We start from the raw sequence: 14414 nt of genomic DNA on the forward strand, positions 1-14414 counted from the left end.
TTTATAACGGATTTTCACTCAGTGTGAAGTGTGCGATAATACCGCCAATTTAATTAAAGCGAGATATGTCGTGACTTCAACATCTTCGGAACAAGCCTTAAATTGGCAAGCCTTACAACCAGAATTATCGATTACTGAACTTTCAGCTGAAAAGGCTGATTTTTGGTCATTACAAAAACATGCTACAAAAGCGATTTCTTTATTTTTAAAACAGCCTCGTCGCTCTCTCTTGGTTTTAAAAGCCGATGATCAAGCAGAATATGCAGATTTATTAGCAGAACTTATTCGCCAAGAACAGCCAAAAGAGCGGTCAATTTTTGGGGTAAATTACGTAGTTGAGCAGGGAGATTCTTTTTCTTTCCCTCGTATTTATACTGAACCAGCTCAATCACCAGCAGATAATTTTGCCGCACAAGGTGATGTGCTGAAGGCATTACATGCCGATCAATTTAGTCTTTTTGGTAGTGTGCGTGTTCACCCAAGTTCGCAAGATATTTTGCTTACACCAGGTTTAGTACATCAAGCCAATGGGGGCATTTTGATTTTAAGTGCCGCAACGATGCTAAGCCAATTTGATTTATGGCAACGCTTAAAACATATTTTGCAAACGCAAACTTTTGATTGGTATTCAGCCCATCCATTTAAAACCTTGCCTTGTGATATTCCAAGTTATCCACTTAATTTAAAAGTGGTGATTTTAGGTAATCGCACTGAAATTGCGACCTTAGGAGAGTTAGAAGAAGATCTTTACAGCTTGGCTGATTATGCTGAAATTGAAAGTTATTATTCTGTTGCACAACCTAAAGCACAAGAAAATTGGGCTAATTATGTGTTGGCATTAGCCTCAAAATATGAACTTGATTTAGATTTAACTGCATTGAATAAACTCTATCAGTTATTGGTGCGTGAGAGTGAAGACCGCTTTTTAATTAACATTTCACCATTAAAAACAACGGAAATGTTGCTTAATGCCGCGACGTTGTCACAAAAACAAACTTTAAGTGCGGTTGATTTTGAGCAAGCTTTTAAACAAAAAAATGAACAGCACGGTTTTTTACGTGAACGTACTTATGCAGATATTCTCAACGAGCAAATTTATGTGGAAACCAATGGTGAAATTGTTGGGCAGATTAATGGCTTGTCTGTGATTGAATATCCAGGCACACCGGTTTGTTTCGGTGAACCTTCTCGCATCAGCTGTTTAGTGCAGTTTGGTGATGGTGAAGTCGTGGATGTGGAGCGTAAAAACGAATTAGCGGGCAACCTCCACGGGAAAGGTATGATGATTTCTGAAGCATGCTTGGCCAGTATCTTAGAGTTGCCATCACAGTTACCATTTTCTGCTTCTTTAGTATTTGAGCAGTCTTATGGGGAAATTGATGGTGACAGTGCGTCTCTAGCTATTTTCTCCGTATTAGTCAGCGCGTTATCTGATTTGCCATTGCCACAAAATATTGCGATTACGGGTACCATTGACCAATTTGGTTTGGTGCACGCAGTAGGCGGAGTGAATGACAAAATTGAAGGCTTTTTCACTATTTGCCAACGTCGTGGTTTAACGGGTAAACAAGGTGTGATTATTCCAGCAACAACAATTCAGCAATTAAGTTTATCTGACGAAGTGGTTGAGGCGGTAAAAAATGAGCAGTTCTTTATCTATCAAGTCGAGGATATTTATCAAACAGCCAAAATCCTATTTGACCGCGATTTATTGGAAGAGAAAGAAGAATATGCGAAGGGCAAAGAGCCTATTGCGCGTCTAATTCAAAATCGAATTGCTTTCCGTTCGGAAACGCCGAAAAAAAACTGGTTAGATTTCTTTAAATCTTAATTTCTTAAAAGCGAACCTTGTGTTCGCTTTTCTTTTATCTTAATTTCACTGACTGATCCGACAAGTTGAGCTAACGAGTGTTCGCTGTTTACATTTCTTATAAATCCTCATAGAATCCTTACTTATTGGTTGCAACCAAGCAAAACTATATATACAAGGAAATAAAAATGGAAAACACCTGTACACCAAACATTAAAAGCAGCTACACCTATGAAGATTTATTAGCTTCTGGTCGTGGTGAATTATTTGGTAAAGAAGGCCCGCAACTTCCAGCACCAACAATGTTGATGATGGATCGCATTGTAAAAATGACCGAAGACGGCGGTGCGTTTGGTAAAGGGTATATTGAAGCAGAATTAGATATTCATCCAGATTTACCGTTTTTCGGCTGCCACTTTATTGGTGACCCAGTTATGCCAGGCTGCTTAGGCTTAGATGCGATGTGGCAATTAGTGGGTTTCTTCCTTGGCTGGGTAGGCGGTAAAGGTAAAGGCCGTGCATTAGGCGTAGGTGAAGTGAAATTTACCGGACAAATCTTACCAACCGCGAAAAAAGTGATTTATCGCATTAATATGAAACGTGTGATTAATCGAAAATTAGTAATGGGAATGGCCGACGGTGAAGTGGAAGTAGATGGTCGCGTTATCTACACCGCAACCGATTTAAAAGTTGGCTTATTCCAAGATACATCAAGTTTCTAATTTAAATAAACACAACATCATAAAAAAAGATAGCCCGATTCATTCGGGCTTTTCTTTTTCTATTCTTCTTCTATTCTTCGTCAATAATATCGACAAATTCGGCATTCAGTAATTTAGCTAAATCTTGTGGGGCCAATTCGACGCTTAATCCGCGTTTACCACCTGAAACAAAAATCGTATCAAACTCAAGTGCGGTCGAATTTATCACTGTTTTTACACGTTTCTTTTGACCTAATGGACTAATGCCACCGACTAAATACCCCGTACTTTTTTGTGCCGCATCTTTATCAGCCATTTCCACTTTTTTTACACCAATTGATTTTGCCGCTTTCTTTAAACTCAACATATTTGCCGTGGAAAGCACAAAACACGCTAATTTTTTCTGATCACCATTTTCAGCAACTAAAAGTGTTTTAAAGGATTGGTGTGGATCAAGCCCAAGTTTTTCAGCGGCCTCATCGCCAAAATGCGTATTGTTAGGGTCATGATCATAGGTATGGAGAGTAAAAGGAATTTTATTTTTCTTGAGTAAATCAATTGCCGGTGTCATCTGATTTCCTTATGTATTTATCAGTCTTTTTTCTGTAAAATGAATCGGTTCAGAACATTTTACAGCGGAGAGAAAAATGGACGCAAGCCTAAATATTGCTATTGTAGCAGAATTTGATCTATGTGAAAAAATTGCCGAGGCACTTGAACAAAGTGAGCTAGATGTAGGCAAGGTTTCAATTGTAGAAATTTATCCTTTTGAAGAAGAGCAAGCGGTACGTTTTCGTAATAAAGCGGTTGCTCAATTAACCACTGATGAGATTGAGTGGGATAGTGTTAATTATCTTTTCTTCGCAGGCCAAATTGACCAAGCGCCTTTATTAGCACAAGCCGCAGAAAGTGGCTGTGTGGTGATTGATTTAAAAGGGATTTGCTCTGCATTGTCTGATGTTCCTGTTGTTGTCCCAACAATCAATGAAGAAAATCTGACTGAGTTAAGACAACGTAACATTGTGAGTTTACCCGATCCACAAGTGAGTCAATTAGCTTTATCTCTATTACCAATCGTTCAACAAATAAATTTGACTCAAGTCTTTGTAACGTCACTTTTACCGGCTTCTTATACCGATGGTGAAACCGTGAATAAACTTGCTGGACAAACTGCTCGTTTACTGAATGGTATGCCATTAGAAGAAGGTGAAACCCGTTTTGCCTTTGATGTGTTTCCACAACAAGCGGATAATTTAAATCTGCAATTGCAAAAAATCTTCTCGCAGTTAGACAATGTGATTTTCCATCAAATTCAGGTGCCCGTATTCTATGGAATGGCACAAAAAGTGACCGCACTTTCAGATTATCAATTTGATTACCAGCCACAACAAAGCGAATTGGTTGAATTACATGATAGCCTTATTACGCCTGTGATTAACGGTGAAAATGGTGAAGACAGCGTAAAATTGCATATCAGCCAACAAAGTGCGGTTGAAAATGGTATCGAATTTTGGACGGTAGCTGATGAGCAACGTTTCAATATTGCCTTGTTAGGTGTGAAATTACTTGAGTCGATTTATCACCAAGGTTATTAATTTAAGTTAAGGGGAAGACAATGCAACAATCTTTACTTGAACGCCTTTTTTCCATTAAAGAAAAGGGCAGTACGACCAAAACCGAAATTATTGCTGGTATCACCACCTTCTTTACCATGGTGTATATCGTGTTTGTAAACCCATCCGTATTAGGTGATGCGGGAATGGATAAACAAGTTGTTTTCGTGACCACTTGTTTAATTGCTGCGCTCGGCACCATTGCGATGGGATTATTCAGTAATTTACCTATCGCCCTTGCACCTGCTATGGGACTTAATGCATTCTTTGCTTATGTAGTCGTTGGCAAGCTTGGTTATTCTTGGGAAGTGGGTATGGGTACCATTTTCTGGGGTTCGATTGGTTTATTTGTTCTCACCCTATTCCAAATCCGTTATTGGTTAATGGCTTCGATTCCACTTTCACTACGCGTGGGAATCGGTGCAGGCATCGGCTTCTTTATTGCCTTAATTGGTTTTAAAAATATGGGGTTGGTTGTAGCAAATCCTGCAACCTTAGTGGCATTAGGCAATTTACATGATCCGAAAATTCTGCTGGGTGTATTAGGTTTCTTTATTATCGTAGTTTTAGCGGCTCGTAATATTTTCTCTGGCGTTTTAATTTCTATCGCGGTAGTCACTGGTTTAGCGCTTTTAATTGATGACCAAGTTACCTTCCACGGCATTGTTTCTATGCCACCAAGTTTAGGTGCGGTAGTGGGGAAAGTGGATATTGTGGGTGCTTTAGATACGGCTTTGCTTGGCATCATTTTCTCATTCTTATTAGTAAACTTATTTGACTCATCAGGCACCTTATTAGGCGTGACCGATAAAGCAGGTTTCAGTGATGAAAAAGGTCGTTTCCCGAAAATGAAACAAGCTCTTTATGTAGATAGCGTCAGTGCGGTAGTGGGTTCTTATATCGGCACATCCGCTATCAGTACCTATATCGAAAGTGGCGCTGGGGTTTCTGTCGGCGGTAGAACAGGTTTAACGGCGGTGACAGTCGGTGTTTTATTCTTACTCACTATTTTCTTCTCGCCACTAGCTAGTGTGGTACCAGCTTATGCAACCGCAGGGGCATTAGTTTATGTGGGGATTTTAATGGCATCCAGTCTTATTCGTGTACACTGGGATGATTTAACTGAAGCAACACCTGCTTTTATCACTGCAGCGATGATGCCATTTACTTATTCAATTACTGAAGGTATCGCATTCGGCTTTATTAGTTATTGCGTCATGAAGGCTTGTACAGGTAGAATACGCGAGGTTAATGCCCCTGTGTGGGTGGTGTCTTTATTATTTGTGGCCAAGTTCGTTTGGGTTGGCTGATTTCATAAAGGCGTAATTTATTACGCCTTCATTTTTATAGCATTGCAACAAGGAGTGCGTCATGCAAAATATTCTTTTTATCGTCAATGATTCCACATATAGTGGAGAAAAAACCTTCAACGCTGTTCGTTTCGCCATCAATATGAAAGAAGAGCACAGCAAGGATGTGAATATTAAATTATTCTGCTTTTCTGATGCGATTTTATGCGGTATTGCGGGACAAAATCCAAATGAAGGCTTCAATATCCAACAACTTATCGATATTTTAGCGGCACAAGGTGCTGAAATTAAATTATGTACCAGCTGCGTAAAAGCACGTGGTTTATTAGATGCTAAATTAATTGACGGCGTGACCCTTGGTACTCTAGATGATGTATCCGAGTGGACATTATGGGCGGATAAAGTTTTAACGTTCTAAAATAATAAGATAAAGATTAAAGTGCGGTGAAATTTCACCGCATTTTTTATGGAAATCCCTCAGCTAAATCCCTACAATAGGGGCACTCTAATGTTTACAGAAAAATAAAAAATGAGCCAAAAATCAACCGCACTTAATGCCATTTCATTACCCTTAAATCAAGTCAATTTAATTGAAGCCTCTGCAGGTACAGGGAAAACCTATACCATCGGTTCTATCTATCTTCGTTTACTTTTACAGGCGGGTGAGAATTGTTTTTCTCGTCCATTAAATGTGGAAGAAATTTTAGTGGTAACCTTTACTGAAATGGCGACGGAAGATTTAAAACGCAAAATTCGGGAACGTTTAACGGCGGCAATTTCGGTTTTTTCTGAATATTATGAGACAAAAAATAAGGCGATTTTTACTGGGGAACATCAATTTTTAGCGGAATTATTGCCTTATTTAGAGGATATTCCGACCGCACTTCGTCGCTTAAAGTTAGCCGAACAAAATTTAGATTTAGCCTCCATTTATACCATTCACGGTTTTTGTCGCCGAATGCTGATGCAACATGCTTTCAATTCAGGCGTGCATTTCAATTTAAAACTTCTCAAAGATCAGTCTGATTTACTCAAACAATTTGCAAATGAATTTTGGCGGGAGCATTTTTATGATTTGTCTTTTCATTTGGCTGCATTTATCTCAAAAGAATTAAAGTCGCCAGAAGATGTATTGAATGATTTAGGTTCAAACATTGGGAATGATTTTTCTATACAACTGGATAAACCAGAACTATTAGAACTGTCATTAAAAGAATTTTTGCAAAAAGATATCACTAAAAATGCGGAAATTATTGAAAAGATTAAAGACACTTGGTTAGAAAGTGCGGTTGAAATCCGAAACCTTTTTGATGAAGAAATCGTGAAAAAAGAGAAATCTTGTTTAAATGGAAAAACACATTCAAGTAAAACAATTTTATCTCTTGTCGATGAAGTCACCTCATGGGCAAAAAATAGAGCAGATATCACCTTAAATGAAACGCTAGTAAAAAAATTTACGCAATCGGCTTTAGATAACGCTGTCAAAGCAGATTTTAAGAAAAAAGGTGTAAGAATAACACATTCAGCCTTTGAAGAGATTGAAGCTTTAATTGAAGAAATTCAACCAAGTGATTTATTTAAAAAAATCATTCTCTATCACTATCGTCAAGGTATTCAAAAGAAACTCCTTGAATACAAAGCGAATCATCCTGAAAAATCTTTTGATGATTTATTACGCTTATTGAAAGAAGCACTCTACGGTGAGGGCGGAGAACAGTTAGCGGAGTTAATTCGTTTTCAATATCCTTTTGCCATGATTGACGAATTCCAAGATACGGATGCCTTGCAGTATCAAATTTTCTCGAAAATTTATCGTAATGAAAGCGCATCTGGCAATGTTGGCTTTATGATGATCGGGGACCCAAAACAGGCGATTTATCGTTTCCGTGGTGCCGATATTTTCACTTATTTAAAAGCAGCAGACGAAGCGAGCGAGCGTTTTAATTTAGGCACAAACTACCGTTCATCCCAACCTTTAGTTGAAGGGGTAAATCGATTATTTGATTTTAAAAATGAGCCTTTTATTTATAAAAACATCGAATTTTTAAACGTCGGCGCAGCCAAGAAAAATCTTCTTTTTCAGTTGAATAATCAACCTGAGCCCGCCTTCCGTTTTTACATTAACGATAAAGACAAATCCACCCAGCAAGATTATGCGAAAGCTTGTGCAACATCGATTCAGCAATGGTTAAAAAGTGCGGCTGAAAATCCGGTTGTTTTTCCGAATGAAAGCAAATCAGAAAATCAAACATTGCGAGCAGAGAATATTGCCGTTTTAGTGCGTGGTTATACCGAAGCCGAGCTGGTGAAAAAAGAATTGCAAGCACTCGGTATTGCGTCGGTTTACCTTTCGGATAGGGGAAATGTCTTTGAGAGTAACACAGCAAAAGAACTGACCTTGATTTTGCAAGCTTGTTTGAGTGTGACGGAACGTCCAATTTTGAATGCCATTGCGACCGCACTTTTCGGCTTAAATGCCGCTGAAATTCACCAAATTCATCATGATGAAATTCAGTGGCAACGTTGGGCTGAAAAATTCGCAGAGTATCAACAAATTTGGCAACGCCAAGGCGTATTACCGATGTTGCACCATTTACTTTTAGCTGAAAATATCACAGAAAAACTCTTATCTCGGACTGATGGCGAACGAAAACTGACGGATTTATTACATTTAGCTGAAATTTTACAGCAAGCAGCTGCGTTAAATGAAAGTGAAGCGGCATTATTGCGCTGGTTTGAAAAGCAAATTCAAGATAATGGCCGTCAAGAAGCACAAATTCGTTTAGAAAGCGAACGTCAGTTAGTGAAGATTGTGACTATCCATAAATCGAAAGGGTTGGAATATGATTTAGTTTGGTTGCCATTTTTAGGAAATGCAGCAAAAGACCCAACTAAAAAGAAACTGTTTAATTTATATTACGACAGTGATGAAGATAAAACCTTGTGGGACATGCAAGATCAACACTTGGATGATTTAACAGAAGAAGTTTTTGCGGAAGAATTGCGCTTGCTTTATGTGGCATTAACCCGAGCAAAATACCAAATGGCCTTTGTGTTACCGAAAGCCTTTGATAAAAAATGGAATGCTTTATTGTATGTTTTAACACAAGGTGAAATTGGTCGAAAACTCGATTTGCCAAATCATTGGGATACTCAACCGTTATTGGAAAAATTTAAGCAACTTTTACCTAATGATGTAGCGATTGAATCAACCGATGAGTTACAAGCCAGTGAACCACTTACCTTAAATGTTTCTCAAGAAAATTTAAGTGCAGAAGTTTTCCAAGGTGAAATTGAACAAGATTGGCGAGTGACGAGCTTTAGTGGCATTGAACAAACCCATCAACGCAAAGTTTATTTGAATGAAAGTGCGGTAAAAAAATCGCTCATTTTTGATGATGCGAAAGATTATGATGCGTCGATTTCAATAGAAAATATCACTGAAAATCTGACCGCACTTGCTCATAATAACGATGAAATGGTTTTAGATTTCCCACGTGGAACACAAATCGGTACTGTGTTGCATCGTTATTTTGAAAAGGTGCCTTTTGCTCAATTGGCAGAGAAAGAAAACATTGAAAAATTATGTCAGGATTTGAATCTTGCGGAAGAGCAGTTTGCTGCAGTCCAACAGTGGTTTGAACAAATACTCAGTACGCCAATTTTGCCAAATAATGATCTTACCCTTGCTCAGATTAACGAAAAACAATGCTTAAAAGAGTTGGCGTTTTATCTCAATATTTCAAGCCATTTTGATGTCGCAGGTTTTAATCGAGCGTTAGCAACCTTGCATCATTTGCCATCAGAGCCGTTACAGTTTGAGGATATTCAAGGCATGGTGCGAGGCACAATGGACTTAGTTTTCTGTCATCAAGATAAATATTATTTGCTTGATTACAAATCGAATTTCTTGGGTGAGGTATTAAAGGATTACGATCAAGCTGCATTGAAAAAAGCCATGTTAGAGCATCATTATGATTGGCAATATTTGTTGTATGTGGTGGCATTGCACCGTTATTTAAAAACACGTTTGCCTCACTACGATTACAACCGAGATTTTGGTGGTGTAGTCTATGCATTTTTACGAGGAATGAATGGTTCGCCGCAGTCGGGCATCTTTTTTGATAAACCAGATTGGCAATTAATCCAACAATTAGAGGAATTATTTTAATGTTAAGCCTATTAAAATCCTTGCAAGAACAAGGTGTGATTACTCAAGGTGATTATTATTTTGCTCAATTAATTGCTGATAAACAAAAAGATAAAGGCTATGCCGAACCCGTCCAAAATTTAGCGATTTTGTTAGCCGCACTTTGTAACTGGAGCTATACGCAAGGTAATACTTGTTGTGTGTTAGATCGTTTCTTAGAACGTAATTTATTCGGCTTAGCTTATCGTCATACTGAAACGGATTTTTTGTCGCTTATCAATGAAAAGATCGGTTTGCTTCCTGTATCAAAATGGCAATCAGCCTTAGCGGGGCATATTGCTTTTACACAAGATCCTGAAAATCAGATTGCACCTCTCGCGTTTCAATTTGGGGCGATTTATTTCTATCGAGCTTGGCAAGATGAATTTCGTGTTGCGCAATATATTAAAAACGCATTGAAAAATGACCGCACTTTATCGGTGGAACCGCAACAAATTCGGGCATTATTAGATCGTTATTTCCCTCAACAACAAGCACAAGTTGATTGGCAAAAAGTAGCAGTCGCAACGGCGGTAAAAAGTCCATTTTCGGTGATTACAGGTGGACCAGGAACAGGGAAAACCACGACAGTTACTCGCTTGTTATGTGTATTACAGGAATTATTTGGCGGCAAGCTTCATATTAAATTGGTCGCACCAACAGGAAAAGCGGCGGCTCGTTTAACGGAATCCATCGAAAACGCTTTGGCACAAATGCCGATTTCAGATGAGTTACGTGCATCCATTCCTAAAACCGCTGAAACGTTGCATCGTTTACTAGGCGTTCGACCTTTTACCGATAGCGTGAAATATCATGCACATAATCCACTGCAAATTGATGTATTAGTGGTGGATGAAACCTCAATGATTGATTTGCCTATGATGGCGAAACTGGTGCAAGCGTTGAAATCCGAAACACGTTTGATTTTATTGGGAGACCAGGCTCAATTAGCTTCAGTAGAAGCGGGGGCAGTATTAGGTGAAATTGCACAATTTTTAACGCAAGATTATAGTCCTGCTCAAGCTGATTATATTCATACAACAACAGGCTATACTGTTCCAACTTCGGATGAACATAGTCCGTTGCGTGATGCCATTTGTCATTTAACCTTTAGTCGTCGTTTCCGAGATGATTCGGGCATTAAACAACTTGCTGAGCAAATTCAACAAGGAAAAGGTGAGGGCAGTGTAACAACCTTTTCAGAATATCCACAAGAGTTGCATTTTCATCATTTTGATGAAGAACAAGACGTTAAAGAATCGGTGCGCCAAGTGGTGAAAAGTGCGGTTGAAAATTACCGTATTTATTTAACCCAACTTCAAACTTATTTTGCTCAGAAGAAAGATCTCAATGCAAAATTTATAGATGAAAAGGGCAACGAAAAAACTTATGCGGAAGCAATTTTAGATCGCTTTAATTCAGTGAGATTTTTGACCGCACTTCGAGCTTCGGCATTAGGTGTAGAAGAATTAAATCGTGAAATTGCTTTAGCATTACGAACTGAGAAATTACTTTGGTTCCGTCAAGAAGACGATTGGTATATTGGTAAGCCAATTATGATTACCGAAAATGATCATAATGTGAAACTGTATAACGGTGATATTGGCTTGTGTTTAGCTAAAGGCAAAGTATGGTTTGGCAATCGAGAAGTATCAACCAGTCGTATTCCCGCTCACGAGCCTGCGTTTATGATGACGATTCATAAATCCCAAGGTTCGGAGTTTGAACACACCGTCATGGTGTTACCAACAGAACCTAATCCAGTGCTTTCACGAGAACTGGTCTTTACTGGTGTTACCCGTGCGAAAAATCAGCTTTCCATATTTGCCAATGAAAAAATCTGGCAAAGTGCGGTCAGAAATACCGTAAAACGACAAAGTGGATTAGGAAAATTATTACAGGAAAAAGAGGAGTAAAAAATGAAATTATATGTTTACGATCATTGCCCGTTTTGTGTACGTGCCCGCATGATCTTCGGTTTAAAAAATTTGCCGGTAGAACTTGTAGTGCTGGCAAATGATGATGAAGCAACGCCAATCGGTTTAGTGGGGAAAAAGGTTGTACCCATTCTTATCAAAGAAGATGGTACCGCGATGCCGGAAAGTTTGGATATCGTGCATTATGTGGATGAGCATTTTGGTGAAAAAATCTTATCTGAACATGTTCGTCCAGAAATTGAAGCATGGTTAAAAGAAGTCGGCAGTTATTATGGTCATCTTACGACTGCACGCTTTACGCAAATTGGTTTAGCCGAATTTGAAACCCAGAGTGCGGTTGATTATTTCACAAAAAAGAAAACAGAATTTATCGGTGATTTTGCTGAAAATATTGCGAAGACTGAAACCTATCTTACTCGTTTAAAAGGGGATTTAGAGAAATTAGCAGTATTAATTCAATCTGAAAATGCCTTAAACGGCCAACTTTCTCTTGAAGATATTATCGTTTTCCCGGTATTACGAAATCTTACTTGTGTGAAAGGCATCGAATTCCCACCAGCGGTTTTAGCTTATATCACGAATATGGCTAAGTTAAGCGATGTGCCATTGTATTTTGATAAAGCTATTTAATCTCAGTTTAACCATAGGCTTTGGGAATACTGAAGTTTTGATTTGGATCATAGGTGCGGTCATTTTTTCAGTATTTTTTATTCATCGATCTATAATCTCTAAGGTTTACTTTAATAAGAGCGTAGAGATATGGATCAGGAATACCAACGAGCGGTTACCCGTATTTGTGTGGAAACCGCTTTGTTATTGTTACAGCATGGGGCAGAAAGTGCTGTCGTCGTACAAATGGCACAGCGATTAGGTGTAGCTTTAGGCATTGAAAGCGTGGAGTGTGCTTTGACGGCAAATGCCGTCTTATTAACCACACTTTCTAAGCAACATTGTATTACTACTGTGCGGAAGAATGTCGATAAAGGCATTAATATGCAAATCGTTACGGATGTTCAGCACATTGTAGTTGCCGTAGAGCATCGCTTGTATGATTTGTCTATGGCACAAAAGAAATTGGATAAGTTAAAACCACTAAAATATAACCGTTATTTGGTGGTGTTTATGATTGGTTTATCTTGTGCCTCTTTTGCTCACCTTTCTGGCGGAGATATGACAATTTGTGCAATTACCTTTATTGCCTCTGCCATTGCCATGTTTGTTCGACAAGAAATCTCTAAACGTCATTACAATCCACTCATCGTTTTTGCCATTACCGCTTTTGTCGCCTCACTGATTTCCGGTATAAGTTTGAAATATAGTTTAGGCAATGATCCTCATATCGCATTAGCTTCTAGCGTTTTATTACTCGTTCCAGGATTCCCATTAATTAATTCACTTGCGGATATTTTAAAAGGGTATGTCAATATGGGAATAGGACGATGGACTATCGCGACGGTTCTCACTTTTGGTGCTTGTTTAGGTATTGTCTTTGCATTAAATCTTTTAAATATTGTTTCTTGGGTGGGGTAATAGGATGTTTTTACTGAATTTACTCGACGATATGCTTTTTGCGGCGATTCCTGCAGTAGGGTTTGCATTAGTATTTAATGTTCCACCTAAGGCCTTAAAGTATTGTGCTATTTTAGGTGCACTTGGGCATGTCACACGAACTTTATTATTACACTTCGGTGTCCCGATTGTTTTTGCCACTTTTTTCGCCACTTGTGTGATCGGTTTTATTGGTGTGCATTTGTCTCATCGTTATTTAGCTCATCCGAAAGTCTTTACTGTTGCGGCAATTATTCCAATGATTCCGGGGGTTCATGCTTATAAAGCCATGATTGCTATCGTACAAATTCATCATTATGGCTTTTCCGATAAATTATTTGAGCAAATGATCAGCTCTTTTATCAATACCAGTTTTATTTTGGGCGCGCTTGTTTTGGGCTTAGCCTTGCCAGGACTATTGTTCTATCGACAAAAACCAGTCGTGTAAAATAAAAAAGCCGACATCAGTCGGCTTTCGTATTGAATCAATATTTAATTAAGCATGGCAAGTTTGACAAGCAGCCTGGAACATCCAAACAAGTTTTTCTTGTTCTTTGATGTAGTCGCTCATTTGAGAAGCCGTACCTTCATCATCAGACTCACCCGCTAATTCAAGGATTTCACGTTGTTGTTCAAGTAATACTTTTAATCCTTCTAATGTGCCTTTTAAGCAAGATTGCGCATCACTTACCCCTAACTCTTCTTTAATACGTGAGTGTTGGAAGTATTGTGAATAACCGTTATGCGGTGTGTAACCTAAAGTTAAGATACGTTCTGCCACTTCATCTACTTTTACTACTAAATCAGTGTAGATTTCTTCAAATTTTGCGTGTAGTTCAAAAAAGTTTACACCTTTGATGTTCCAGTGGTAACCACGCACGTTAGTATAGAAGACTTGATAGGTTGCTAATAATTCGTTTAATTTTGCTGCTAATTTTTCAGATGCTTTTTTATCTAAACCGATTGATGTTTTTGACATAGTATTTTCCTCTTTATTGTTGATTAAAATGTTGTTCCCTTGCTTGGGAAGTGCGGTCATTATAAGCATCATTTTTTATGATAGCTATTTCATATTATCTAGTGATTCAATAGTTAAAATCTATTCATAATAAATTATACATAGTTAAAAACTTTTATTTTGAGTTGCGAAAAAAACTCTGTGAAGTAGATCACACATTCAATATTTCCCCTTTGACAGAATGAAGCGAAGATGATTATGATTGATGCAAATCATTTTATTCTAAGATTTGATTGCTTTACTTCATTTTCGAATGAAATGTTTGGCTAGGTTTAAAAACCCAAAATA

At 38.2% G+C, this 14414-nt stretch carries 12 protein-coding genes; 10 read left to right on the forward strand and 2 right to left on the reverse strand.

From position 1 onward, the window contains the following. Positions 1-28 precede the first annotated feature (28 nt). Positions 29-1831, forward strand: coding sequence for an AAA family ATPase (locus tag DPV85_RS04430; RefSeq protein ID WP_111327199.1), 1803 nt, complete (start codon positions 29-31; stop codon positions 1829-1831). A 167-nt stretch (positions 1832-1998) separates the two neighbouring features. Continuing rightward, positions 1999-2532, forward strand: coding sequence for a bifunctional 3-hydroxydecanoyl-ACP dehydratase/trans-2-decenoyl-ACP isomerase (gene fabA, locus DPV85_RS04435; RefSeq protein ID WP_049374498.1), 534 nt, complete (start codon positions 1999-2001; stop codon positions 2530-2532). A gap of 70 nt (positions 2533-2602) precedes the next feature. On the opposite strand, the gene ybaK is transcribed toward fabA, so the two are convergent. Continuing rightward, positions 2603-3082 (reverse strand): Cys-tRNA(Pro) deacylase, encoded by a 480-nt coding sequence (ybaK, locus tag DPV85_RS04440; RefSeq protein ID WP_005696054.1) that lies wholly within the window; start codon positions 3080-3082, stop codon positions 2603-2605. Between the two features lie 76 nt (positions 3083-3158). On the opposite strand from ybaK, the gene DPV85_RS04445 reads away from it, so the two are divergent. The 8 genes from DPV85_RS04445 (at position 3159) to DPV85_RS04480 (ending at position 13556) form a co-directional block, all read left to right on the forward strand. Further along, positions 3159-4106: an oxidoreductase gene (locus tag DPV85_RS04445; protein WP_111327200.1), complete on the forward strand. Its 948-nt coding sequence runs from the start codon at positions 3159-3161 to the stop codon at positions 4104-4106. Between the two features lie 20 nt (positions 4107-4126). Then, positions 4127-5434: an NCS2 family permease gene (locus DPV85_RS04450; protein WP_111327201.1), complete on the forward strand. Its 1308-nt coding sequence runs from the start codon at positions 4127-4129 to the stop codon at positions 5432-5434. 61 nt (positions 5435-5495) lie between these two features. Next, positions 5496-5852, forward strand: coding sequence for a DsrE/DsrF/TusD sulfur relay family protein (locus DPV85_RS04455; RefSeq protein WP_005696059.1), 357 nt, complete (start codon positions 5496-5498; stop codon positions 5850-5852). 111 nt (positions 5853-5963) lie between these two features. Beyond that, a complete protein-coding gene (gene recB / locus DPV85_RS04460; protein ID WP_111327202.1) occupies positions 5964-9605 on the forward strand; it encodes an exodeoxyribonuclease V subunit beta in 3642 nt (1213 codons plus the stop codon). Next, positions 9605-11539, forward strand: a complete 1935-nt coding sequence (gene recD / locus DPV85_RS04465) for an exodeoxyribonuclease V subunit alpha (protein WP_111327203.1) — start codon at positions 9605-9607, stop codon at positions 11537-11539. Before recB ends, recD begins: the two co-directional genes overlap by 1 nt. A 3-nt stretch (positions 11540-11542) precedes the next feature. Beyond that, on the forward strand, positions 11543-12190 hold the full coding sequence (grxB, locus tag DPV85_RS04470; protein WP_111327204.1) for a glutaredoxin 2: 648 nt from the start codon (positions 11543-11545) through the stop codon (positions 12188-12190). Positions 12191-12319: 129 nt separating this feature from the next. Beyond that, on the forward strand, positions 12320-13090 hold the full coding sequence (locus DPV85_RS04475; protein WP_111327205.1) for a threonine/serine exporter family protein: 771 nt from the start codon (positions 12320-12322) through the stop codon (positions 13088-13090). A 4-nt stretch (positions 13091-13094) separates the two neighbouring features. Next, on the forward strand, positions 13095-13556 hold the full coding sequence (locus tag DPV85_RS04480; RefSeq protein ID WP_049363622.1) for a threonine/serine exporter family protein: 462 nt from the start codon (positions 13095-13097) through the stop codon (positions 13554-13556). A gap of 48 nt (positions 13557-13604) precedes the next feature. On the opposite strand, the gene DPV85_RS04485 is transcribed toward DPV85_RS04480, so the two are convergent. After that, positions 13605-14087: a Dps family protein gene (locus tag DPV85_RS04485; RefSeq protein ID WP_111315248.1), complete on the reverse strand. Its 483-nt coding sequence runs from the start codon at positions 14085-14087 to the stop codon at positions 13605-13607. Between the last annotated feature and the right edge of the window lie 327 nt (positions 14088-14414).

It is taken from the genome of Haemophilus parainfluenzae, from assembly GCF_003252725.1.
Classification (GTDB): domain Bacteria; phylum Pseudomonadota; class Gammaproteobacteria; order Enterobacterales; family Pasteurellaceae; genus Haemophilus_D; species Haemophilus_D parainfluenzae_L.

What these genes read in the sequence shown, in the direction of transcription:
- fabA (WP_049374498.1), top strand. Translation starts at nt 1,999, where the DNA reads ATGGAAAACACCTGTACACCAAACATTAAAAGCAGCTACACCTATGAA.
- ybaK (WP_005696054.1), bottom strand. Translation starts at nt 3,082, where the DNA reads ATGACACCGGCAATTGATTTACTCAAGAAAAATAAAATTCCTTTTACT.
- DPV85_RS04445 (WP_111327200.1), top strand. Translation starts at nt 3,159, where the DNA reads ATGGACGCAAGCCTAAATATTGCTATTGTAGCAGAATTTGATCTATGT.
- DPV85_RS04450 (WP_111327201.1), top strand. Translation starts at nt 4,127, where the DNA reads ATGCAACAATCTTTACTTGAACGCCTTTTTTCCATTAAAGAAAAGGGC.
- DPV85_RS04455 (WP_005696059.1), top strand. Translation starts at nt 5,496, where the DNA reads ATGCAAAATATTCTTTTTATCGTCAATGATTCCACATATAGTGGAGAA.
- recB (WP_111327202.1), top strand. Translation starts at nt 5,964, where the DNA reads ATGAGCCAAAAATCAACCGCACTTAATGCCATTTCATTACCCTTAAAT.
- recD (WP_111327203.1), top strand. Translation starts at nt 9,605, where the DNA reads ATGTTAAGCCTATTAAAATCCTTGCAAGAACAAGGTGTGATTACTCAA.
- grxB (WP_111327204.1), top strand. Translation starts at nt 11,543, where the DNA reads ATGAAATTATATGTTTACGATCATTGCCCGTTTTGTGTACGTGCCCGC.
- DPV85_RS04475 (WP_111327205.1), top strand. Translation starts at nt 12,320, where the DNA reads ATGGATCAGGAATACCAACGAGCGGTTACCCGTATTTGTGTGGAAACC.
- DPV85_RS04480 (WP_049363622.1), top strand. Translation starts at nt 13,095, where the DNA reads ATGTTTTTACTGAATTTACTCGACGATATGCTTTTTGCGGCGATTCCT.
- DPV85_RS04485 (WP_111315248.1), bottom strand. Translation starts at nt 14,087, where the DNA reads ATGTCAAAAACATCAATCGGTTTAGATAAAAAAGCATCTGAAAAATTA.